This is a genomic window from Cyanobium sp. Tous-M-B4, from assembly GCF_024345395.1.
Taxonomy (GTDB): domain Bacteria; phylum Cyanobacteriota; class Cyanobacteriia; order PCC-6307; family Cyanobiaceae; genus Cyanobium_A.
In genome coordinates this window covers 306679-325528 of the sequence record NZ_JAGQBA010000003.1, presented here as the reverse complement: position 1 = coordinate 325528, position 18850 = coordinate 306679, and the positions used below count along the sequence as shown (strand labels likewise).

Here is an 18850-nt window from a genome sequence, read left to right as displayed (position 1 = left end):
AGTCCAGCCCATGCGCCAACACCCGATTTCTCCGGTAACCGAACCCACGCAATACCGGGCCATTGGCGTGGTGCGAGGCGTTTATGTACCTACCGATGCCGAGCAGCTCACCCGGGGGGTGATCCGCACGGCTGATGGCACCGAGCTTGAGGCCGTGGTGCTGGGCCGGTTGCTCACTTTGATGCGCCGCCACCTCAACCTCGAAGAGCCCCATCTCTGGGTGGTTTACCCCCGCTCGCGGGAGGAGGAGGGGTTGCACCTGCAGATGGTGGGCGTGTGGGAGCCCAGCACCCTGGCCGCGGGCGAGGAAGCTGAATCCCCTGCTGCCGATAGCCCTGCTTCCGAAACCCCTGCCGCCGATAACCCTCAAGACGCCCTGCCCGAGGGCGACGACTACTTCTCGGTGCGCGGTGAATTGATTTACACCCGCCCTGAAACCGGCGATCTGGTGGTGAAGGTGCGGGTGATGCCCCGCCCGGATGGCAGCCGGCCCGTGCCCTTCAAGCTGCAGCTCAAGGGTGATGTGCCCCTCGAGCATTTGCGCCACTTCGTGGCGCTCAACCTGCGCCGCCAGGCCCAGCAGCTGCAGCTGGAGAGCTTTGAAGTGATCGGTCCGGTGGCCCAGCGGGGTAACCGTGGCGGCAAGGGGCGCCGCGATGGTGCCGCAAGCAAGGGCGGGAAGGGCGGCAAGGCACGGCCGGCGGCGGCTGCTCAGGGCGGCCCGCGCCGGCCATGACCCAACCCCTGGCGGCTGGCCTGGCAGTGGGCTTGATCAGCCTGGCGGCGATTCTTGGCCCCGCCCTGGGCCTATCGCCCTGGATTGTGACCCTGATAGCTGGCCTGGGCTTGGGTGGCCTCACCTTGGATGCGGCCCGCTTCGGTGGCCGCGGCGGCCATGTGCTGGCCGAAGCCCTGCCAGGGGGCCGCGCCCGTCTGCGGCGGATTGCTATTCATGAGGCGGGTCACCTGTTGGTGGCCCGTAAAGAGGAGATGGCTGTGCGCCAGGTGCTGGTGGGTTCCCTGGCCTGCCTGCGGGCCGGCCTCAACACCAGCGGCAGCACCGAACTCGAGCCGCCGGCCCATGCCAAGTTGCCGGCCGAGGAGCTGCGGCGCTGGAGCCGGGTGCTGCAGGCGGGCATGGTGGCCGAGCAGCTGATCTACGGCCAGAGCGTCGGCGGCAACGACGACAGGGCCCTGCTGGGGCGGCTCTGGGGCCTGTCCGGCCAAGACGTTGATACCGCCCAACGGGAACAGCGCCGGGCCCGCCGCGAGGTTGAGGCCCAGTTGCGCGCCAGCGAGCAGCAATTGCAGAGCGAGGCCGATGCCCTGCTGGCCCTGGCGCCAAGGCTGGGACGCCCCCTGGCTGGGGAGGCTTGAGGCGGTGCTGGCGCTGCTGGATGCGCCAACGGGCTTAGCCGGCAACATGCTTTTGGCAGCCCTGTTGGATCTGGGGCTACCGCAGGCGGAGATCGATGGCCCCCTGGCTGCCCTCGGCCTAGCCGGGACCTACCGCTTGGAGCTGGAAGAGCGCCGCAGCGGCGGCCTCCGGGGTATGCATTTGGAGGTGGTGAGCCTGGAGCGCCAGCCGGCCCATCGGCCCTGGGGCGCGTTGCGGAGCCAGTTACAGGCGGCCCCTTGGCCCCAGCCCTTGCGGCAGCGGGTGCTGGAGGTGTTTGGCCTATTGGCGGCGGCGGAGGCGGCGGTGCACGGCCACAGCCCCGAGCAGGTGCACTTCCACGAGGTGGGCGCCCTCGATGCCCTGGTTGATGTGGTGGGGGTGTGCGCCGGGCTGCTGCACTTCGGGGTGGAGCAGTTGGTGTGCAGCCCGCCGCCGGCGGGTCATGGCCTGGTGGCTACGGCCCACGGCACCCTGCCCTTGCCGGCGCCTGCCGTATTGGAGCTGGCCCGCTTGCGGGCGATTCCCCTGGCTTCAGCCGAAGGCTTCCCCCCGGGCGAACTCACCACCCCCACGGGTCTGGCCTTAGCGGCCTGCTGGGCAACGCGCTTTGGCCATCCCCCCACCCACGTGCCTAAGCGGGTGGGCGTGGGCCTGGGCTCGCGCAGCCTGGATCGCCCCAACCTGCTGCGGCTCACCTTGGCGGATTGCGGCAGCTCCGATCCTGCCCAGCTCGAAAGCGTGCTGGTGCAGCAGGCCCAGATCGATGACGCCACGGCGGAGGATCTGGCTTTCCTGGCTGAGGAACTGCGCCAGGCCGGGGCCTTGGAGGTGTTCAGCCAGGCGATCGCCATGAAGAAAGGGCGCACCGCCCAGCTGCTTACGGCCCTTGTCGCCCCCGAGCTGGCCGAGAGCTTGCGCCGGGTGTGGTGGCAGCACAGCAGCACCCTGGGGTTGCGCGAACACCCCCAGACCCGCTGGGTGCTGCCGCGCCGCAGCCGGCAGCTGGCCACGCCCCTGGGGCCGGTGCGGCTCAAGCAGGCCCAGCTGCCCGATGGTCGTTGGCGCACTAAGCCAGAACACGACGACCTGGCAGCTCTTGCTCGCCAGCACACACTGGGGATCGATCAGGTGCGCTTGGTTGTGCAGCAGGCCCTCGAGGCCCTGCCCGACGCCAATCTGCCCAGCGAGCCCTAGCCCAGCCACCCCCAAGCATGCCGCCCTTTGCCCACGCCCTGCTTCAGCGCTGCCGCCGCGGGCTGACTCGTTTGGTCGCCTGGTGGGAGGGCTTGCCGCCCCTGCCCGGCGGCCTGAAGCTGTGGATCAGCCTGCTGAGTTTCGGTTTTCTGCTGGCGGCCCTAGTGGGCCACGGGCGCCAGCTGCTGCAGCTCAGCCTCGATCGTCAGGGCTGGCTGTGGTTGCTGCTGGGGGTGGGGGTGAGCTTGCTGAGCCTGGTGGCCAACGGCCTGGCCTTCGGCGTGGTGTTGCGCTGGTTCGGGCTGCGCCCGCGCTGGGGCGAACTGGTGCGGGCCTACCTCGATACCAACCTGCGCAAATTCCTGCCCGGCGGCATCTGGCACCTCAGCAGTCGCGTGCAGCTGTTGCGCAGCGCTGAGGCGCCCTTGGCGGCCCCGGCCCCGGGCGCTCTGGCCCTGGTGGCGGTGCTGCTGGACCCCTTGGTGGCGGCGGTGGCGGCCCTGGCGCTGGTGTCTGCGGGCGGCTGGCAACAGGGCCTGGCCTTGTTGGGGTTGTTGCCCTTGGTCTTGCTCTGGCCGCGTTTGCTCAACCCCCTGCTCAGTCGCCTGGAGCGCCGCAAGGCCTCGGCGCTGGCCATGGACATCGAGGCGGCCGCCACTGCGCCGATTCGCTCCTATCCCTGGCCGCCGCTGCTGGTGCAGTTTGGATTTGTGCTGCTGCGCTTTGGCGGCTTTGCCTGCTGCGTGCTGGCCTTCGATCTCTCCTACAGCCTCAGCTGGGGCGGCTGGCTGGCGGGCTTCGCCCTGGCCTGGACCGCTGGCCTGGTAGTGCCCGGCGCCCCCGGCGGCCTGGGGGTGTTCGAGTCGGTGCTGCTGCTGCGCCTCGGCTTCGCCATTCCCGAGGCGCCGCTGCTGGCGATCGCCATCAGCTACCGGCTGGTGGTGACCATTGCCGATCTGCTGGCGGCGCTCACGGCCCGGTTGGATGGGCACCGCCCTTAGCCCGCTATTTCTGGATATAAAATATAAAGCTACTCGGTCAATATATTTTAATACTGTAACTTTCAAGGTATTAACTTTGGGAATTGCAACGCCACCATGGCTTCTTCCGAAATCGGGCTGCGGCCATGAAAAGAGATCCATCCATCTCCCAACGTCTAATGGCCTTGTCTGCTGGCTTAGCGGCCGGCTCGGTGGCCTGTCTGCTCGCCTTCCAAATGATCGGCTCCCGGGTGGATGCCAAGGGCGTGCTGCGCGAACCGTTTGGCCTGCTGCCCATCAGCGCCCTACTCCTCCTGGGGAGCGGCATCACGCTCACAGGCGCCCGGGCAGCACGGGGACGAAAGCCCTGAAGCGGGCTTCGTGCCTCTGGGTCTGCTTGCGTGTTCCCCCCTGGGACCAGAGCGGATTGGCTAGGAAGGCCAGCGCCAGGCTGCGCGATCTAGCGCCGATTGACCCGGCAGCAGCGTGGCACCCTGTTCGCGCTCCAGCTGCAGTAGGCGGCAGCCCGATGTTTTCTGCAGGGTGGTGATCAGCGCCTCGGCGTGGGCGATCACCCAGACCTGGGTTCGCTGCGCCACCGCATCGATCAACCGCGCCAGGGGCGGCAGGAGATCGGGATGCAGGCTGTTTTCCGGCTCGTTCAGCACCAGGTAGTGCAGGGTGCCATCAGAGAGTTCCGCTGCATCAAGCGGGCGCAGCAGGCCTTGTTGGTGCAGCTGCAGGCGAAAGCTTGGCTGGCTGGTGTCCACCGCCAGGCGACACCCCGGGAAGGCATCGCCGATGGCGGCCAGCGACGGCGTGCGTGTGGAGAGGTGCGCGAGCCTGGCCGGCGCCAGGCGATCGGTGCGAAAGCTGTCGTAGAAGCGCCAGCTCAGAAGTGTGCGCCGGAGCTGAAACACCTCCGGCGCCTCGAGTGGATCGGAGACGGCCGTGAACAGGCTCTCGTGCGGTGCCACCTCCAGGGCTAGGGGGCTGCGGCGGTCACCGCAGCGTTCCACCACGGCGCCGCTGCGCTGCACCAACAGGCTGCGCGGGTGAAAGGCCCCGCCAGCCCAGATCCATTCCCGTTTGATCTCTGGATCGAGCAGGAAGGCGCTGGTCTAATCGTCCGCGCGGTAGCCCAGTTCGATCGCGTACGACAACGTCTTCCCCGCGAAACCGAGCCGCAGCCTGGCTCCCTGGCTGCCCTGCTCCGGGCCAGCCCAAAGCACCGCCAGCAATCCCCCTTCTGCGGCCAGGGTGGCTACCAGATCGCCGCGGGCGGCGGCGGCCACCAACCCCAGGGCTCGGAATAGGTTGCTCTTGCCACAGCCGTTGGCGCCGCTCACAACTGTGAGCGGGCCGAGGGGCAGCATCAGCTGCTGCAAGGAGCGGTAACCCGAGACGCCCAAATGACTCAGGGCTTCTCCGTGGACGGATGGGGCCACGCGGCAGGGCATCGAGGGTGGCATCAGCATGGAGAGATGGATTGTCGACGTCGATCCCTTCGCTGGCTGTTGTTGCAGCTGGGTCTTGGCCTGGCCTGGATCGTGCTGCTGGCCAGTCGTGCTTCGGGCCAGGTCGGGCTGACGCCGGCTCAGGTGGGGCAGATGCTCCTGCTGGCGGGCTGGCTTCCCAGCGTGGCGCTGGCGGTGTGGCAGATGCGGCACCGCAGTTGGCGCGCCCTGATCGCCAGCGACCTACTCGGCGCTGGCGTGTTGGTTTTGATGGCCTGCACCGCCTACCTGCCCCTGTTCTTTTTCCAGGTGGTGTGGTTTCTGCCTCTGGCCCTGCTGCCGCGTGGCGTGCTCAGCGAGCTGTTGGCTCGCGGGCTGAGGGCCCTATTTCAGTTCTGCCAGATCGCAGACAAATGGTGAGTATCAGGCATAGATAGAGAGATTATTGAGGCGTAAGTCAGCCATTCCTTTCGGGGCTCACTTGCACAACTGATCCCCTCCCAGCTCCACAAAGACAAACATGCGTTTCTTTTACAATCTTGTTGCTTGCTCTGCTCTGCTGCTCTCCGGCGTTGCCGTGGTGAGCGTGCCCACTCCCAGCGCTGCAGCCATCCAGTGCCCCGATACCTGGGGCGGGACCATCAAGTGCGATTACTACAAAGATGGCTACAAGGCCGGCCGCACGGATCGCAAGGCGAATCTCAGCAACGCCTACGAGCGCCACAACGGCAAATACGACAGCCGCAATGCTTCCTACTTCCAGGCTGGATACGAGGCAGGCTGGGAAGGCAAGTGAGTCGCCGCTAAGGGGTTAACACGGCCGGCTGGGGAACTTCATCGGAGATCCCCCCACCTGGGCAATCACCACAGCCCACGAATGGATGGGGCCTCAGGCTGTTCCACGGCGGGGGCAGCATTGGGTTCCGATGTAGACGCAGGAGCTGGCTGAGCCTTGGCGATGGTTGCCTTGGGTGCCCCACCAAAACGCCAGCGCAGGCCGCCGCCGTAGTTGATCTCGTTGCCATTGCTCCAGAAAGAGCCACCAACTCCCGCATAAAGGGAGAACTGGTCGGAGGTTTCCAGTTCAACGCTCAGGCCCACGTTCAGATCATTGGCCCCGCGGTTTTGACCCAGCACATCCAGCGAACCAAGGGCGGGCACATCGGCAAAAGAGGCGCTGAGCTGATGCTCCTCGCTGCTGTCACCGTTGAAGTCGTGCTCGTATCCCACTGACAGCCGGGGTATCAGACGGGTGCTGCGTGCTAGCTGCAACGGAGTTTCCAGGGTGAAGCCGATGCCATAGACCAAGGAGTCAGCCGTATGGCCATCAATCGCCAGGTTGAGCGAGTCAGCACCGGATTCGGTGATGTCACCTTGATTGTGCAGGCTGTAGGAGAGGTAGGTGTTGGGTTTGAGCCGAACAGCGTTGCGATCAGCCTTGTTGGCGCTGAGGATCCAGTCGTACTGCACCTCCAGGGCTGAGGTGAAGCCATTACCGCTCCAGGTAGCCCGGGCGTTGCGGTTCAGGCCGCCGAAATCAATCTGCCGGCTGGAGTCGTACTGAAGGTTCATGTAGCCCAGCAGGCCAGTGATCTTCCAAGCATCCCTTGGTCGGTAGATCGCCCAGACGCCACCGCTGTAGGTGCTGGAGTCGATTGTGCTGTTGGCGTATTCGTAGTTGTAAAGGTTGGCCTGGCCGTATCCGAACGCGCCACCGATGCTCCACTGGCGTGAGGCGTCGTACTGCAGGCCATAGGTGCTCTGAAAGATGTTGTAGTCCAGCGAGGCCAAATCGTTGGTGCCGTCGAGGTTGGCTTGAGTGTTAGTGGCATCGATCAGCAGCGACCAGCGCGATGCCTGTGAGACCTTTTGGGGTTTGCAATCAGTAGGCCGCTGTTCACTACTGGCGGGGATCAAGCTCCCGTCATCCAGCTTGCACGCGTCTGCCTCTGTGAACAATCGTATCGCCTTATCGCCCCTTGAAAGAGCAATTGCATTGAAGCGGAACTGCTCCATCGCCTCGAGAGCCACCGACTGCATCGAGGCATAGGGTTCAGCCGTCACTTGGTGGTGCGAGCTGATCACTGCTGAGCGGGTGGGGAGGCTGTTGACAGCGCTGAGCACCGTCACGAAGTCCGAGGGAAGACCAGCCGCTTTTGCCTGCTTGGTTGTGTAGCCCGTGGGAGTACCTGTGGCCGCTGCAATCGAGGAGCCACCGCTCACGCCGGAGTTCACAACAGAAGCAATGGCGGCGTTTCCACCATCAAACCCTTTAGCCACAGTCACCAGGTTCGGAGAAACTGGCTGCGTGGGCTGACCTGGTTGCAAGGCGGTATTGCAACCAGATGGATCGTTGGTATTGGCAAGACAAGTTCCCATCAGGGTCCTGGCACCTGGCTTGGGATCAGGATTGGGACCGGGTTTGGGATCAGGCGCGGGAGCAGGCACCGGATCAGTGATCAGCTTGGTGATGGGACCACCTTTATTCTTTGCGAAGGTGATTGCTTGCTGAGGAGTCACATCTTTGACAGGAACTATTGCGGCTGTGGTGTCGAGTGATGCCCAACCAAACTGGAGCTTCGTGGCATCAACACTCGGCGATCCGTTCAGACTCTTGAAGCAAGCATCATCTTCCCGGCAAAACTTATAGCCAGATGCGATCACCACGCTTGATGTATCAGAATTAGCTACGCTTGCCCCTGAATAAGCCGTCGGCCCCGAGATCCCTGTATAAACAAGCCCAGGGGTTGGATTGCCCGAAATCTTGACAGTGCCAGCCAAATCAGACACCTTCCCCGATCCCGTAAACCGCAATAGATCCGAGGTGGTGCCGTTAATTTCTAGAGCCAAGGTCCCAGTATTCGCCTGGGTGAATAACCCATTGTTAATGGTAAGGGTGCCAAGACTGGAACGCCCTCCGGTGAATCCCCCAGGCTCCACGGTGCCGTTATTGAACACAGAAGCATTAATAGTTCCAATACCGGAAAGTGTTCCCAAGCTTCCAACAGTCACCGGAGAATTGCTTGAGCGATTAATTCCTAGATTTCCCGCCTTTACTTCCGTGGGACCGGTATAAGTAAGGTTTCCGCTTAACGACTGCCTGGAGGCCCCATCTTTAATCAAGCTACCTGTGCCATCAATGGAACCAAGCCAAGCTGTTTCCACCCCTGCTGGTCCATTAATCGTTAACGTTGCTGTTCCCAGGCTGATGCGGCCAAAACCCGAGATTGCCGTCAAGGTCTGATTGAAGTTGTTGAGCTCCAAGGCGCTCGCGCTGCTGTTGCGTGTTGAGTTGATTAGTCTTGATGTTACTGGCAGAGCATTTTCTGTCCCTAGCCGAAGAATTGTTCCGCCAGTAATTTGGGTTACACCGCTATAGGTGCTTTTCCCGGTGAGCGTGATAACAGGACTGCTGGATGGAGTGCTGTTTGTGAATGTGATGCGGCCAATGGTGCCCGCTTTGTCGCTAAATACTCCGCTAAATATTGCGCTACTGCCAGCAGCATCTATAGCATTTTTTACTGAAGCATCAAGGGTAAAATTATTGGTAACGCTGATCGGACCGCTGCCTGAAACCGTAAGCGTGCCGCCCGTAAACTCAGGCAGTAGTTTGCTTCCTAGATTGCTTGTCAGGTTTACACCCGTACCTCCTATGGCGTTGCCACTCGACGCAATTGTTGTGCGAGTTCTAGGCTGGGACTCGTAGGCATACAGCTGGCCTTGGTAAGATGTTGCGGTAACGCATTTTACGCGAGTGTCATTAATAATTTTAGTTTGCAAGAAGGAGCAGTGCTCCGCAACGATTTCTGACGAGAGAACCCCGGGGCCATAGTTCCAAATAAACCAAGGTCCCTCGTCTATATTCGGGCGATCATCTCGACCTACTGACAGGCCTGCCGCAAGACTGATCTCTCTTGCCAGGTTGAAATCTTTAAACCACGACGAATTTTGGACACGTCCTTCCCAGATCTTGTTAATTGGGCCGAGATCAGAAGATAGGGTGTAGGTATATCCGCCGGAGTAGACAGTCGTGGGCTGAGTGACTGGAAACGCCTGGGCCGCCGCCCTTAGCGGGCTTCCGACTGCTGCAGTAATAATTATAGATAAGCATTTGCCGCGGGAGAGCATTTTGGCGCCGCCTTTGATGAGAATATTTGATGTATTTTACAGAAAATGCGAGCCTTTGTCAAGTAGATGTGCTGCCCCGCGTCAATGTCATTTATGCGCAAGTCTTGTTGGACCAATTCTGTTTGCCTGCTTTTGTCAAGGGTTTCTGATAAAGAAGGTCTCTCAGCGTTCTTCTTGGGCCTTCACCGCGCTATCGCTGCAGCTCGGCTTCCGTCATAAAGCAATACTTTCATGCTGACACGCTGGGTCTGGAGGGTTTGTCGCCCTGATCGGCAATCGGCGCAGCAGTTCCCCATACTCTCTATGCCCCAGTAATGGCATGCCCTTTACCTGCTTCTGGCTATACCGGCTGTAGTTCAGATCATGGTTTGATCTGGCTGTGGTTGTCGAGCATGAGCCGGGCGTATTGGCTCGCCACACCTCCCAACAGCTGTTGCCATTGCGCCGCGGTGCGCGGCAGGGGCTCGATCACGCTGAACGTTGCCACTGGCAGCAGTGCCTGGCTTTGGCCCACGCGTGGGCTCAGACCCAGGGTGATCGCCACCAGGTTTTTGTTGGCGTGCGCGTCGAGCAGGAGGTAGGTGGTCCAGCGCTGGTCGTATTGCGCCGGCAAGCTGCCATTGAAGATCTCCATTAGCTGCGGCGCCGTGAAGGTGGTGCCGTTCTGGCGGTATTGCAGGTCGTAGGCCTGGGCCGGCAGCATCAGGCCGCCGCAGATCAGGCCAGCGGCGGCAAGGTGGTTCAGCAGCGTCATGGCTATCGCAATGGAGTCTTTGCTGGAGCTGTTCAGCTAGCCCTTGGGGATCAACACCTCACTGGAAGGTGGTGTTGCTCACTGGCTTGAACTGGAAGCCCGCCTCAGCGGGCACCATTTTGTAGTTGATCTGGCGGGTGCCGCCTGTGGGCTTGGCATTCCTGTCGCCCGCGCGATAGATCGGGAAGCGCCGCACCAGCGTGGTTTCCACCACATTGAATTGATCGTGGCCCATGTAGCCCTGGGCCAACTTGCCGCTTAGGTCCGGCATGGTGATTGGCAGCAGGGTGTGGCCCTTGCTGGCACTCCAGGCCAGCACCGAGCCATAGCTGCCGCTGCCGGCGCTCGTGACAAACAGCACCAGCTCGGGCCGGCCATCGCTGTTGAGGTCTTCCACCTCACTGCCGCTGAGGGAGCCGAGTAACTCCTGCTTCACCGCTGGGTAGGCATGGCCGTTTTCTTGTGCCTTCACCACCAGCTGCCGCACTGACCCCTGCCCAGTCGTCTTTACCTGAAAGCTCACGCCCTGCAGGCTGAGGGTGGTGGCGGGCGTGGCCGCGAGCGCGGCGCTGCTCAGGCCCCCAAGCAGCACCAGGGGCAAAACACGAAATGCTGGGGCCATGGCCGGTTGAGCAGACCCCTTCAGCATCGCGGGCAGGAGCCGGTGGTGCATCCCCCATTCGGGCGATTTGCCACAACCCTGCAGCTGGGTGGGCTATGCCGGCTCCCAACTCACCAGCCCTAGCCGAATACCGATCACGGCGGCATGGGTGCGATCGCGGGCCTGCAGTTTGCCGAGAATGTTGGTGACGTGCGTTTTGATCGTCTCGGCAGAGACAAACAGGGCCTCGGCCATTTCCTTGTTCGTGTAGCCACGGGTGACCAGTTGCAGCACCTCTTCCTCCCGCTGCGAGAGAGCCTCTTGTGGCGGTGGGCCTTCCCCCCGACTGGTGGCGCGTAAGGCCTCAACGCCGAGCGGATCGGCGTAGAACACTCTGAGTTGGCCTTCACTCTTGCACCGTCTCCACCAGCTCCAGCTCTTCAGATTTTCCCGCTACGGGTCAGCAACACCGGGTAAGGATCTAAGGTCACCCCCTGCAGGCTGGCGGTGCCGATCTGCTCAAACATGAGGCCGTAGCCATTCAGCATCACCGGTAGGTCGCCGGGAACGATGACCCGACCCACTGGGCAATGTTTGATCAGCCGGAAACCAAGGTCGATGTCGGGACCCACGAACTCGTAGTAAGGATCTTCCGGGGTGTCCAATTCCTCGATGCGGAGCGCGCGATTCCGGGACAACAGAGTCGCTGCCCAGGCAGCGGAGTGAATACCGAAGCCGTAACCCCTGGTGTACTCCTCGTTCAGCTCTGCGACCAAGTTGGTGAACAGCTCAAGGCTGTCGGCGAAATCCAGGGGGGTCTGCGGTGAGCAGGCAAAGAGAACTTCGTCTCCAATCACTTTGTGGACGCTGAGACGTGGCATCGGGCCACGGCCACGAAAGCCAGATCGCGCTGAGCGCACGGCATTGAGCTTCCGCATCACGGTGCGGATGGTGTGGCTGTAAAAGTGCTGCATGGCCGGCACCCACCCCGGTTCCATCCCGACCGAGGGATGGCGGGATTTGAAGGCGGTGCTGCCCACGACGTCCACGGAGAGCAGCAGGATGATGTCGGCGTCGTGAAGCAGCGGCACGGCGTGCTGGTGGTGTCAGCACCATTGGTAGGCGGTTTGCCGCAGCTGCGCTACAGATCGCGTCATTTGCCCGTGGGCTTAATGGGGCACGACCGTTTCGAACTCGTCGAAACGACTCTCCTGCGCAGCATCCTGATCTATTAGGGGACAGTACCGCCCACCTCACTGAGGGCAGCTTTCAGGTCAACTACAAGCTTCTCGCTGGCGTAGCCAGTACTGGTTGATGTCCTTGGCCGAACCTCTGGCTTATGGGGCGGGTCTTGCTGGCGGTGACGTCGCGGATGGTTGAGGGGAGTTGCTGCCGCTGGCGGCTCCGATCCCTGTTAGTCCGACCAACCCTTCCAGCAGACGCCAGCTCAGCGTGCTCACCCGCTGCAGCTCCTCGAGGGTGCTGATCAGGGCCGGCCTGCTGCCAGCGAAGAGGCGTTGCGCCTCAGTGGCTGTTTGGGCCGCGCTGGAGCCCGTGCGTTCCACCTGCTGGAGTGTGTGGCGTAGCTGTGGTGCGGTGGAGGCCGCTGCGCGATCCAAGGTGGAGGCCAGTCGGCCGGCATCCTGCAGCGTGCGGCGCATGTCTCCCATCACGCGAGGGATGTCTTCGGCGGTGAGGGCGGTGGTGTTGCGCAAGGTGGCCTGCAGCAGCAGTTGGGTCTGCGCTAGCTGATTGATCACGCTGCTGATCGCGATGGGCTCTTCGTAGGGCAGGCTGCGCTTGCCGGCTTTGGCCCGCTTGGATGGGCCTTGGGGATCGGGGCTGATCACCACGAATTGATCGCCCACGAAGCCTTCTTGGCCTTGGCTGGTCACACTTCGGGGCCCGATCAGATCGGCGTAGCGCTCCGCTACCTGAAGTTCCACCCTCACGCTGGCGTCGGGTTGGAGTGCCAGCGCTTTCACCTTGCCCTGGCCCCCTTGCCGTTATCGGAGGTGCGGCAGCAGTTCAACGTGGGCCGGCCGCTCCAGCCCAGCCCCGTGGATCACCTGTTCTGGGACTGCTGGCGGGTTTCGCGCGGCGATTCCCCGCAGTAACGGCGGTAATCGGCGGCCGTGGCTCCGCAGGCCAGCAAGCCGGTGCCCACCATCAGCTCGGCGGTGGAGTGCTGGCGCTGCTCGGGATCGAGCAACAGCTGGCGCAGTCGCCGCAGGCGCAGCCGCTTTAGTTCCGCCATGGGCGAATGGCCCCGATCATCCAGGAAGGCGTATTGCAGCGTTCGGGTCGACACGCCCATCGCCGTGCTGATTCGGCGGATGTCGATGGCCTCGTGCAGGTGGAGGCCCATCCATTGGCTGGCCTGCTCCACATAGGCCCGTCGCCGCACCGTGGTGATGCGCTCCCGGGGTTGGCCCTGCAGGAGGGCGGTTTGGAGCTCCCAGCTCTGGAGCGCATCCAGCAGCGCCAGGGCGGCGTGCTCCGCTCCGGCGCGGCCCATGGCCACGGCCTCGGCAAAGCCCAGGGCGGCCTTCACCAGGGCCCGGTTGTGACGTCCGGCCCCGATACGGGCGGGTGAGTTGGAGTGGAGGTGGTCGGGGGGCAGCACGATCGAGAGCCCTTCCAGCCGCAGGCTCGTGATGCCTTCCAGCCGATCGCCCGGCCGCATCAGCAGGGCTTCGCCGGGCTCAGCAGTCTCCCAGCGGCCGTTGATCTGTTCCTGGCTCCAACCCTGGAGCGGCAACCACATCACCGCCTTGTTGGCGTCCTGGATGCGTTGCAGCTCCACCTGTCCCTGGCCCTGAAGGTGCAGCACTTGCAGGGGGCCCGCCTGGCCGATGGCGACGCGGGTGCGGAAGCTGCAGGACGGTGAGCGCAGGGTGCTGCGATGGTCCCCGAGGGTGCCTTCGATCACCTGCCGCCATTGGTCGAAGTCGTGGCTGTCGAGCACCGGCGTGATAGCCGGTCCCGAAAACAGCGGTGCCAGCAGGGCGTCTTTCATCAGCAACAGCTGCCGTTGTTAGTCGCTTCACCGGAGCCGCTGCCCGTGAAGGGCAGGCTGCTGCCGCAGCCGGGGAACAGGCCGTAATGGCGGCTGAAGTCGCCGATGAACGTGAAATGGGGCGCAAATCGCGTCGCCTGCAGCATGCGGAAGCTGTTGCCGCAAACCGGAAACACCCGGCCGGTTTCGATGGCGTGGTGGCCATCGAGGTCAAAGCGGTTGGGGTGGAGGGGGATCGTGCCGCGGTAGATCACGGCCTGGCCATGGTCTTCGCAGGCATCCTCCAGTTCGGCGATGTTGAACAGGCGGTAGGTGGCGGCATAGAAGCGGGCCTCGCCCACCAGGGGCGCCAGGGCCGGCTCGGTGATCCGGAGCTCGCGGTCGCTCACCAGCCGTGGGTCGGGGAAGCCAGCACCCTTGGCGAGGCGCAGGAAGTCGTTCCAGTAGAGGGCTCCGCCCAGGCATTCGCCGTAGAGCACTGGATCGCGCCGCACCGCTTCCGGCAGTCGCCGATCCACATACACATCGGAGAAGTACAGCTCCCCGCCGGGTTTGAGCAGCCCTTTCACCCCTTGCAGCACAGCCGCTTTATCGGTGGAGAGGTTGAGCACGCAATTGCTCACCACCACATCGAAACTGCCGGGCTCCAGGGGCAGGGCCTCGAGAGCTTCGATCGTGCCCTCCAGAAACGACACGTTGGCGTAGCCGAACTGCTCGGCATGAAAGTCCAGGTGCTCGCGGGCCACCGCTAGCTGCTCCGGCGTCATGTCGACGCCCACCACTGAGCCGCTCGCTCCCACCAGCTGGGCTAGGGCGTAGACGTCGCGGCCCGTGCCGCAGCCCAGATCGAGGATGCGGCAGCCCTCCAGCAGGGGCGGGCACACCAGGCCGCAGCCGTAGTAGCGCGCCAGCACATCGGGGTGGATCCGGGCCAGCAGCGGCCGCAGCCAGGCCGGCACCGCGTCGGCATCGCAGCAAGCGCTGGTTTTGAGGTCGGCCGTGCCGGTGAGCTCCTGGCCGTAATAGGCCTGAACGGCGGCTTGGGTGGGCATGGCAGCTCGCGGCCTGGGGAGATGGGTTCAGTCTGCCTTCGTCGCCACGGGGGGGGGGAGAGGCGCAGGGCTGATGCTGCCGGCGGATCACAAAACCCCGCCGCGAGGCGCTTACAAGCAAATATCCAATCAGTCCGATCATTCAGGGACAAGCCCTTGCATTTAAGAATATTTAAGGAGCTCGTGTCCTCTGGGTATGACTCTTGTCTGCTTCTGGCTTGATAGGGGCGGCTAGATCAATGCCGAGGTTGCGGACTAATCTCGCTGCACAATTGCTTGCCAAGTCGCGCAGCTAATAAGGAATTGTGACCGTTGACTGTCGACGGCTGGTGTGCGATGATGTTGAATAAGTATAAATTGGCTGCCAAAATGTCAACCTATTCGATCGGATCGATAACTATCAAGAATGAGTCCAATAAGGTTTTTGTACTGGGTACCAGCGCAAAAGATAAATTCGATTGGGAAAAAATTGAACGCTATGCGGTGGCTGGTGATCGAAAAAATGTTAAGGGTAAAGATGGAGATGATATAATTGGAATTGCGCCCACCCGTAGGGAAGTTGATTATGCGGGGAAAGTTGGTTCGATATCGGTACATGGTGGCAATGACGACGACATTATTAGTGTCGTAAACGGTACGGGTTTGCAGGTTGAGGTTTTCGCCAAGGGCGGCAAGGGGGCTGATTATTTATTTCTTCCTGAGCTTGAAAATAGTCGCAAATGGTCAATTTCAGCTCAAGGTGGCCAAACAAAGTTTTTTAGTCGAGCCTATGGAATAACGGCATTCGTCGACGATGATGTCGAAGGCTTTTTGAACAGCAAGGGTGAGATTTTAGACATATAACTCTCTGAAAGCTCGCCCTACACATAGAGCGCCTAATTATTTATCAAGCGGCTTTTAGGGCATGGGCGTTTTCATGAGCCTTCACATGTCGCCGATCCTTCGGGTGTAATCCCCCTATGGATCTCCAGGGCTTCCGCAAGGGCGGCCACCAGGCGCTGGCGGGCTTGGCGGGAAGCCCAGCCGATGTGGGGCGTCAGGATCAGGTTTGGCACCTTTTTAAGGGCCTCCAACTCGTCGCCTGGCGGCTCCTTGTCAAGCACGTCGAGCGCAGCTCCAGCCAGGCGGTCCTGCTCCAGGGCTTCAATTAAGGCCGGCAGCTCGATCAGGCCGCCCCGGCCCAGGTTCACCAGTACGGCAGGCGGCTTCAACCAGCTCAGCCGCTCGGCGTTGATCAGGCCCCGGGTCGCCGGGGTGAGCGGGGCATGCAGGCTCAGCACATCCGCCTGGCGCAGGGCGGCTTCGAGTTCGCCGGCCCTGCTGCGGCTGGTGATCAGCCGCACCTCCATCCCGAAGGCCTCCGCAACGGCTGCCACGCCTCGGCCGATGGTGCCGGCTCCCACCACGGTGAGGGTGCGGCCTGCTAGTTCATTAAATTCCGGCTCCACCAGGGAAAATACTGGGCTGCGTTGCCAGTCGCCCTGCAGCACTTGTCGCCGCCGGGTTTGCAGATCGCAGACCAGCTCGAGGATCAAGGCCCAGGTCACCTGCACCACCGAGGCCGTGCTGTATCGACCGGCATTGCGAACGGCAATACCCAGCTCGCTGCAGGACTGGCCATCGATCTGGTCTGTGCCGGTGCTGGCTGCGCAAATCAGCCGCAGCTGGGGCAGTTGCCGCAACAGCTCTCCATCCAGCCGGATCTTGTTGGTGATCGCGATCTCGGCCCCCTGCAGCCGCTCCAGGCGTAGCTCCGGCGGGGTGCTGGGCCAGCAGATCAGCTCGGCATGACGCTCCAGGGGAGCCAGGTCTACCGGGCCCAGGCTGAGGGCATCGAGAAAGACGGCCCGGGGTTTGCTCATGGCACCTCTTCGCAACTACATCTATTGTTGAGAAGCCTGGGATCATGCTGTGACCGCCCGACTCAGCCCTGGAGCCCAGCCCCAAGCTGCAACCCTTTCCACCGGTGGCGATGGCCTGCGCTCCAGCCTGCACGATCGCGGCCAGAGGCTGACGCCCCAGCGCCAGCGGGTGTTGGCCCTGTTTGAGCGCATTGGTGAAGGCAGCCACCTGGGCGCTGAAGAGGTGCACCAGCGTCTGCTGCGCAGCGAGGAGCGGGTGTCACTCGCCACGGTGTATCGCACTCTGCGGCTGTTGAGCTCCATGGGGCTGCTGCAGGAGCTGGAGCTACCAGAGGGTGGTCGCCGCTTTGAGCTGGCCAGTGACGCCCACCGCGACCATCACCATCTGGTATGTGTGCGTTGCGGCCGCACTGAGGAATTTGAAAATTCTGCAGTTCTCCAGGCTGGCGAGCGGGCCGCGGGTGGCTATGGCTTCCGCTTGCTTGAGTGCGTGCTCAACGTTCGGGGCCTCTGCCCCAGCTGTGCGGCGGCGGAGTAGCTCCCGCATACACCTCAAGACAACCATTAAGCGCAGCCTTTTGCAAAAGCGTCAGCGCAGCTGACGGCATCGGCAGTGCTCCTTAGGTTTGGGAAAGTGAATGTACCCGTGCTTGCCAGCTGACTTCGATGCCTAGCTCCGAGCCAAGCTTTTTGCTTGTTTTTGATCAGGGACTGGCCACCCTGGCCATGGCCCTGCGCAGCGTGCTTGAGGCCTTCTCGCTCGCCACAGTGGTGCTCGGTTTGTTGATCACCCTGCGCCAATCTTGGCAGGGTTGGCGTGCCAGGCGGCGCGGCCCCAGTGCTTTTCAGGCGGTAAGGCTCACCTTCGGCAGCTGGTTGGCGATGGCTCTGGAGTTTCAGCTCGGGGCAGACATCGTCGCCACCTCCACTTCTCCAACCGGTGCCCATCTGATCCAATTGGGCGTGGTGGCCGTGATCCGCACCTTGCTCAATGTGTTTTTAGCCCGTGATTTGGAGGCTGAAGCATCCCATCGATCCCTGAGCCCGGAGGGGCGCCCATGAATCTCACCAACGAACTGGCCAAGCAACGCAATCGGGATGCGGCCGAACGCACCCTGATGGCCTGGATCCGCACCTGTCTCTCGCTGATCAGTTTTGGCTTCGGCCTAGACAAGATCGTGGGAGCAATCGATCGTGCTGTCGGTGGCCAAGGTGCCCAGGTGGAGTGGGGAGTGCAGCTAGTGGCGGCGGCCTTCACGATCACGGGGATTCTCGCCATGGCCGGAGCCACGGTCCAATACCGCAAAGAGCTGCGCCGTCTCCATCTAGACGACTACGTCTACCGAGACAAGCCCCACATAGCTGCCGCTACAGCTGTGATCCTCACTTTGATCGGGGTGCTGGCCCTGGGGCTGATTGCTGCCCGCGCCGGCAGCTAGGCCCCAGCCACCTGGTTCTTTTTGATCTGCTGTTCCGCGCCTTGCTCCGATGGCTCAATCGCCGCCCCTGTTGGTTACTGCCACCCTGTTCGCGATCATGTTTGCCCTGGGGGTGGGACTGCCCCTCGATGGCTTAAGTCGCTGGCGGCAGCACCGGGGTCTGCTGTTGCGTGGTCTCATCGGCACCTGCCTGCTCGTGCCTGTGGCAGCTGCGCTGTTGCTGTTGCTGCCGCCCACCATGGCCCTCTCCCAGCCGGCTCGATTTTCTATCGCTCTGATGGCTGTTTGCCCCAGTGCTCCCCTGCTGATGCGCAAGGCAGGCAAGCAGGGAGGAGATCGGATCCTGGCGGCCCTGCTCCAAGTGGCCGCAGCCCTGGCGGCGATCATCACCATTCCTCTGCTGGCGAGCGGCTTCACCCGCATCTTTGGAGTTGAGGGTTGGCAGGTTCAGTCGCACCATGTAGCCGCGCAGGTGGCCCTGGTTCAGCTGCTCCCCCTGTTGCTGGGTTTGTTATTGAGGCGCTTAGCGCCCAAGTGGGCAAGCCGACTAGAAAGTCCTCTCGATCGCCTCGCGAACGGGCTGCTGCTGCTGCTCGTGTTGGTGGTGTTGTGGAAAACGGCGCCGCTTTTGGTTACCTATGTGGGCGCCAATCTGATTGCCCTGCCGGTGATGGCGGCTTTGGTGTTGATCAGCCTGGCTTTGGGCTATGGCCTCACTAACCGAGATCCCTGCCTAGGGGTCACCCTGGCGTTAGTAACATCAATGCGTAATCCAGGTCTTGCGTTGTTGCTGGCTGGCATTTATGCCCCGGAAGTGCCCGCCGTCAAACTTGGCATTCTGGTGTATCTATTGATAACTGTGTTGCTATCGATTCCATTTCTGAGATGGCAGCGCAGTCTTCAGGTCTGAAAAATGTTGGATTGCAATCCAGCTGGCAGATTCGCTCCTAGCATTGATTCTTTGC

Annotated in this window: 23 protein-coding genes; 12 read left to right on the top strand and 11 right to left on the bottom strand. The window is 62.4% G+C overall.

The window, feature by feature from the left end; genetic code table 11:
• The first annotated feature begins 10 nt into the window (after positions 1–10).
• The 5 genes from KBY73_RS08040 (at position 11) to KBY73_RS08020 (ending at position 3944) form a co-directional block, all read left to right on the top strand.
• Positions 11–736 carry a hypothetical protein gene (locus tag KBY73_RS08040; RefSeq protein WP_254936559.1) on the top strand — a complete coding sequence of 242 codons (726 nt, stop codon included), beginning with the start codon at positions 11–13 and terminating at the stop codon, positions 734–736.
• On the top strand, positions 733–1377 hold the full coding sequence (locus tag KBY73_RS08035; RefSeq protein WP_254936558.1) for a hypothetical protein: 645 nt from the start codon (positions 733–735) through the stop codon (positions 1375–1377). Before KBY73_RS08040 ends, KBY73_RS08035 begins: the two co-directional genes overlap by 4 nt.
• Positions 1322–2593 (top strand): LarC family nickel insertion protein, encoded by a 1272-nt coding sequence (locus KBY73_RS08030; RefSeq protein WP_254936557.1) that lies wholly within the window; start codon positions 1322–1324, stop codon positions 2591–2593. Before KBY73_RS08035 ends, KBY73_RS08030 begins: the two co-directional genes overlap by 56 nt.
• Positions 2594–2610: 17 nt before the next feature.
• Positions 2611–3594, top strand: a complete 984-nt coding sequence (locus KBY73_RS08025) for a lysylphosphatidylglycerol synthase domain-containing protein (protein WP_254936556.1) — start codon at positions 2611–2613, stop codon at positions 3592–3594.
• 158 nt (positions 3595–3752) lie between these two features.
• Positions 3753–3944 (top strand): DUF3955 domain-containing protein, encoded by a 192-nt coding sequence (locus tag KBY73_RS08020; protein ID WP_254936555.1) that lies wholly within the window; start codon positions 3753–3755, stop codon positions 3942–3944.
• A 60-nt stretch (positions 3945–4004) separates the two neighbouring features.
• Here KBY73_RS08020 and KBY73_RS08015 read toward each other — a convergent pair whose 3' ends face one another.
• Both KBY73_RS08015 and KBY73_RS08010 read right to left on the bottom strand, forming a co-directional pair.
• Complete coding sequence (locus KBY73_RS08015) at positions 4005–4613, bottom strand: AAA family ATPase (protein ID WP_396096840.1); 609 nt, start codon at positions 4611–4613, stop codon at positions 4005–4007.
• Between the two features lie 81 nt (positions 4614–4694).
• The gene (locus KBY73_RS08010) at positions 4695–5021 is read right to left on the bottom strand and encodes an AAA family ATPase (RefSeq protein ID WP_254936553.1); all 327 of its coding nucleotides are present in this window, start codon (positions 5019–5021) and stop codon (positions 4695–4697) included.
• Positions 5022–5057: 36 nt separating this feature from the next.
• Here KBY73_RS08010 and KBY73_RS08005 point away from each other — a divergent pair, with 36 nt between their 5' ends.
• Together KBY73_RS08005 and KBY73_RS08000 are read left to right on the top strand one after the other, a co-directional pair.
• Complete coding sequence (locus KBY73_RS08005) at positions 5058–5450, top strand: hypothetical protein (protein ID WP_254936552.1); 393 nt, start codon at positions 5058–5060, stop codon at positions 5448–5450.
• A gap of 100 nt (positions 5451–5550) precedes the next feature.
• On the top strand, positions 5551–5826 hold the full coding sequence (locus tag KBY73_RS08000) for a hypothetical protein (RefSeq protein ID WP_254936551.1): 276 nt from the start codon (positions 5551–5553) through the stop codon (positions 5824–5826).
• A gap of 65 nt (positions 5827–5891) precedes the next feature.
• Here the strand turns inward: KBY73_RS08000 and KBY73_RS07995 are convergent, their stop codons facing one another.
• The 8 genes from KBY73_RS07995 to KBY73_RS07960 all read right to left on the bottom strand — a co-directional run bounded on the left by KBY73_RS07995 (position 5892) and on the right by KBY73_RS07960 (position 14584).
• Positions 5892–9158, bottom strand: a complete 3267-nt coding sequence (locus tag KBY73_RS07995; RefSeq protein WP_254936550.1) for an autotransporter domain-containing protein — start codon at positions 9156–9158, stop codon at positions 5892–5894.
• A gap of 361 nt (positions 9159–9519) precedes the next feature.
• The gene (locus KBY73_RS07990; RefSeq protein WP_254936549.1) at positions 9520–9912 is read right to left on the bottom strand and encodes a hypothetical protein; all 393 of its coding nucleotides are present in this window, start codon (positions 9910–9912) and stop codon (positions 9520–9522) included.
• Positions 9913–9970: 58 nt separating this feature from the next.
• Complete coding sequence (locus KBY73_RS07985; protein ID WP_254936548.1) at positions 9971–10534, bottom strand: hypothetical protein; 564 nt, start codon at positions 10532–10534, stop codon at positions 9971–9973.
• A gap of 93 nt (positions 10535–10627) precedes the next feature.
• On the bottom strand, positions 10628–10906 hold the full coding sequence (locus KBY73_RS07980; RefSeq protein WP_254936547.1) for a response regulator transcription factor: 279 nt from the start codon (positions 10904–10906) through the stop codon (positions 10628–10630).
• Between the two features lie 47 nt (positions 10907–10953).
• The gene (locus tag KBY73_RS07975; protein ID WP_254936546.1) at positions 10954–11604 is read right to left on the bottom strand and encodes a hypothetical protein; all 651 of its coding nucleotides are present in this window, start codon (positions 11602–11604) and stop codon (positions 10954–10956) included.
• Positions 11605–11850: 246 nt separating this feature from the next.
• A complete protein-coding gene (locus KBY73_RS07970) occupies positions 11851–12498 on the bottom strand; it encodes an MCE family protein (RefSeq protein WP_254936545.1) in 648 nt (215 codons plus the stop codon).
• An 80-nt stretch (positions 12499–12578) separates the two neighbouring features.
• Entirely contained in the window at positions 12579–13532 is a 954-nt protein-coding gene (locus tag KBY73_RS07965; protein ID WP_254936544.1) for a helix-turn-helix domain-containing protein, read from the bottom strand.
• Positions 13532–14584 carry a methyltransferase domain-containing protein gene (locus KBY73_RS07960; RefSeq protein ID WP_254936543.1) on the bottom strand — a complete coding sequence of 351 codons (1053 nt, stop codon included), beginning with the start codon at positions 14582–14584 and terminating at the stop codon, positions 13532–13534. Before KBY73_RS07960 ends, KBY73_RS07965 begins: the two co-directional genes overlap by 1 nt.
• A gap of 369 nt (positions 14585–14953) precedes the next feature.
• Here KBY73_RS07960 and KBY73_RS07955 point away from each other — a divergent pair, with 369 nt between their 5' ends.
• Complete coding sequence (locus tag KBY73_RS07955; protein WP_254936542.1) at positions 14954–15427, top strand: hypothetical protein; 474 nt, start codon at positions 14954–14956, stop codon at positions 15425–15427.
• Positions 15428–15498: 71 nt separating this feature from the next.
• On the opposite strand, the gene KBY73_RS07950 is transcribed toward KBY73_RS07955, so the two are convergent.
• Positions 15499–16446, bottom strand: a complete 948-nt coding sequence (locus tag KBY73_RS07950; RefSeq protein WP_254936541.1) for an NAD(P)-dependent oxidoreductase — start codon at positions 16444–16446, stop codon at positions 15499–15501.
• Positions 16447–16561: 115 nt separating this feature from the next.
• On the opposite strand from KBY73_RS07950, the gene KBY73_RS07945 reads away from it, so the two are divergent.
• From KBY73_RS07945 to KBY73_RS07930, 4 genes are all read left to right on the top strand, one after another.
• Positions 16562–16984, top strand: a complete 423-nt coding sequence (locus KBY73_RS07945; protein ID WP_254936662.1) for a Fur family transcriptional regulator — start codon at positions 16562–16564, stop codon at positions 16982–16984.
• 128 nt (positions 16985–17112) lie between these two features.
• Positions 17113–17508 carry a DUF1622 domain-containing protein gene (locus tag KBY73_RS07940; RefSeq protein ID WP_254936540.1) on the top strand — a complete coding sequence of 132 codons (396 nt, stop codon included), beginning with the start codon at positions 17113–17115 and terminating at the stop codon, positions 17506–17508.
• Positions 17505–17885 (top strand): YidH family protein, encoded by a 381-nt coding sequence (locus KBY73_RS07935; protein ID WP_254936539.1) that lies wholly within the window; start codon positions 17505–17507, stop codon positions 17883–17885. Before KBY73_RS07940 ends, KBY73_RS07935 begins: the two co-directional genes overlap by 4 nt.
• A gap of 49 nt (positions 17886–17934) precedes the next feature.
• A complete protein-coding gene (locus tag KBY73_RS07930; protein WP_254936538.1) occupies positions 17935–18795 on the top strand; it encodes a bile acid:sodium symporter in 861 nt (286 codons plus the stop codon).
• The last annotated feature ends 55 nt before the right edge of the window (positions 18796–18850 follow it).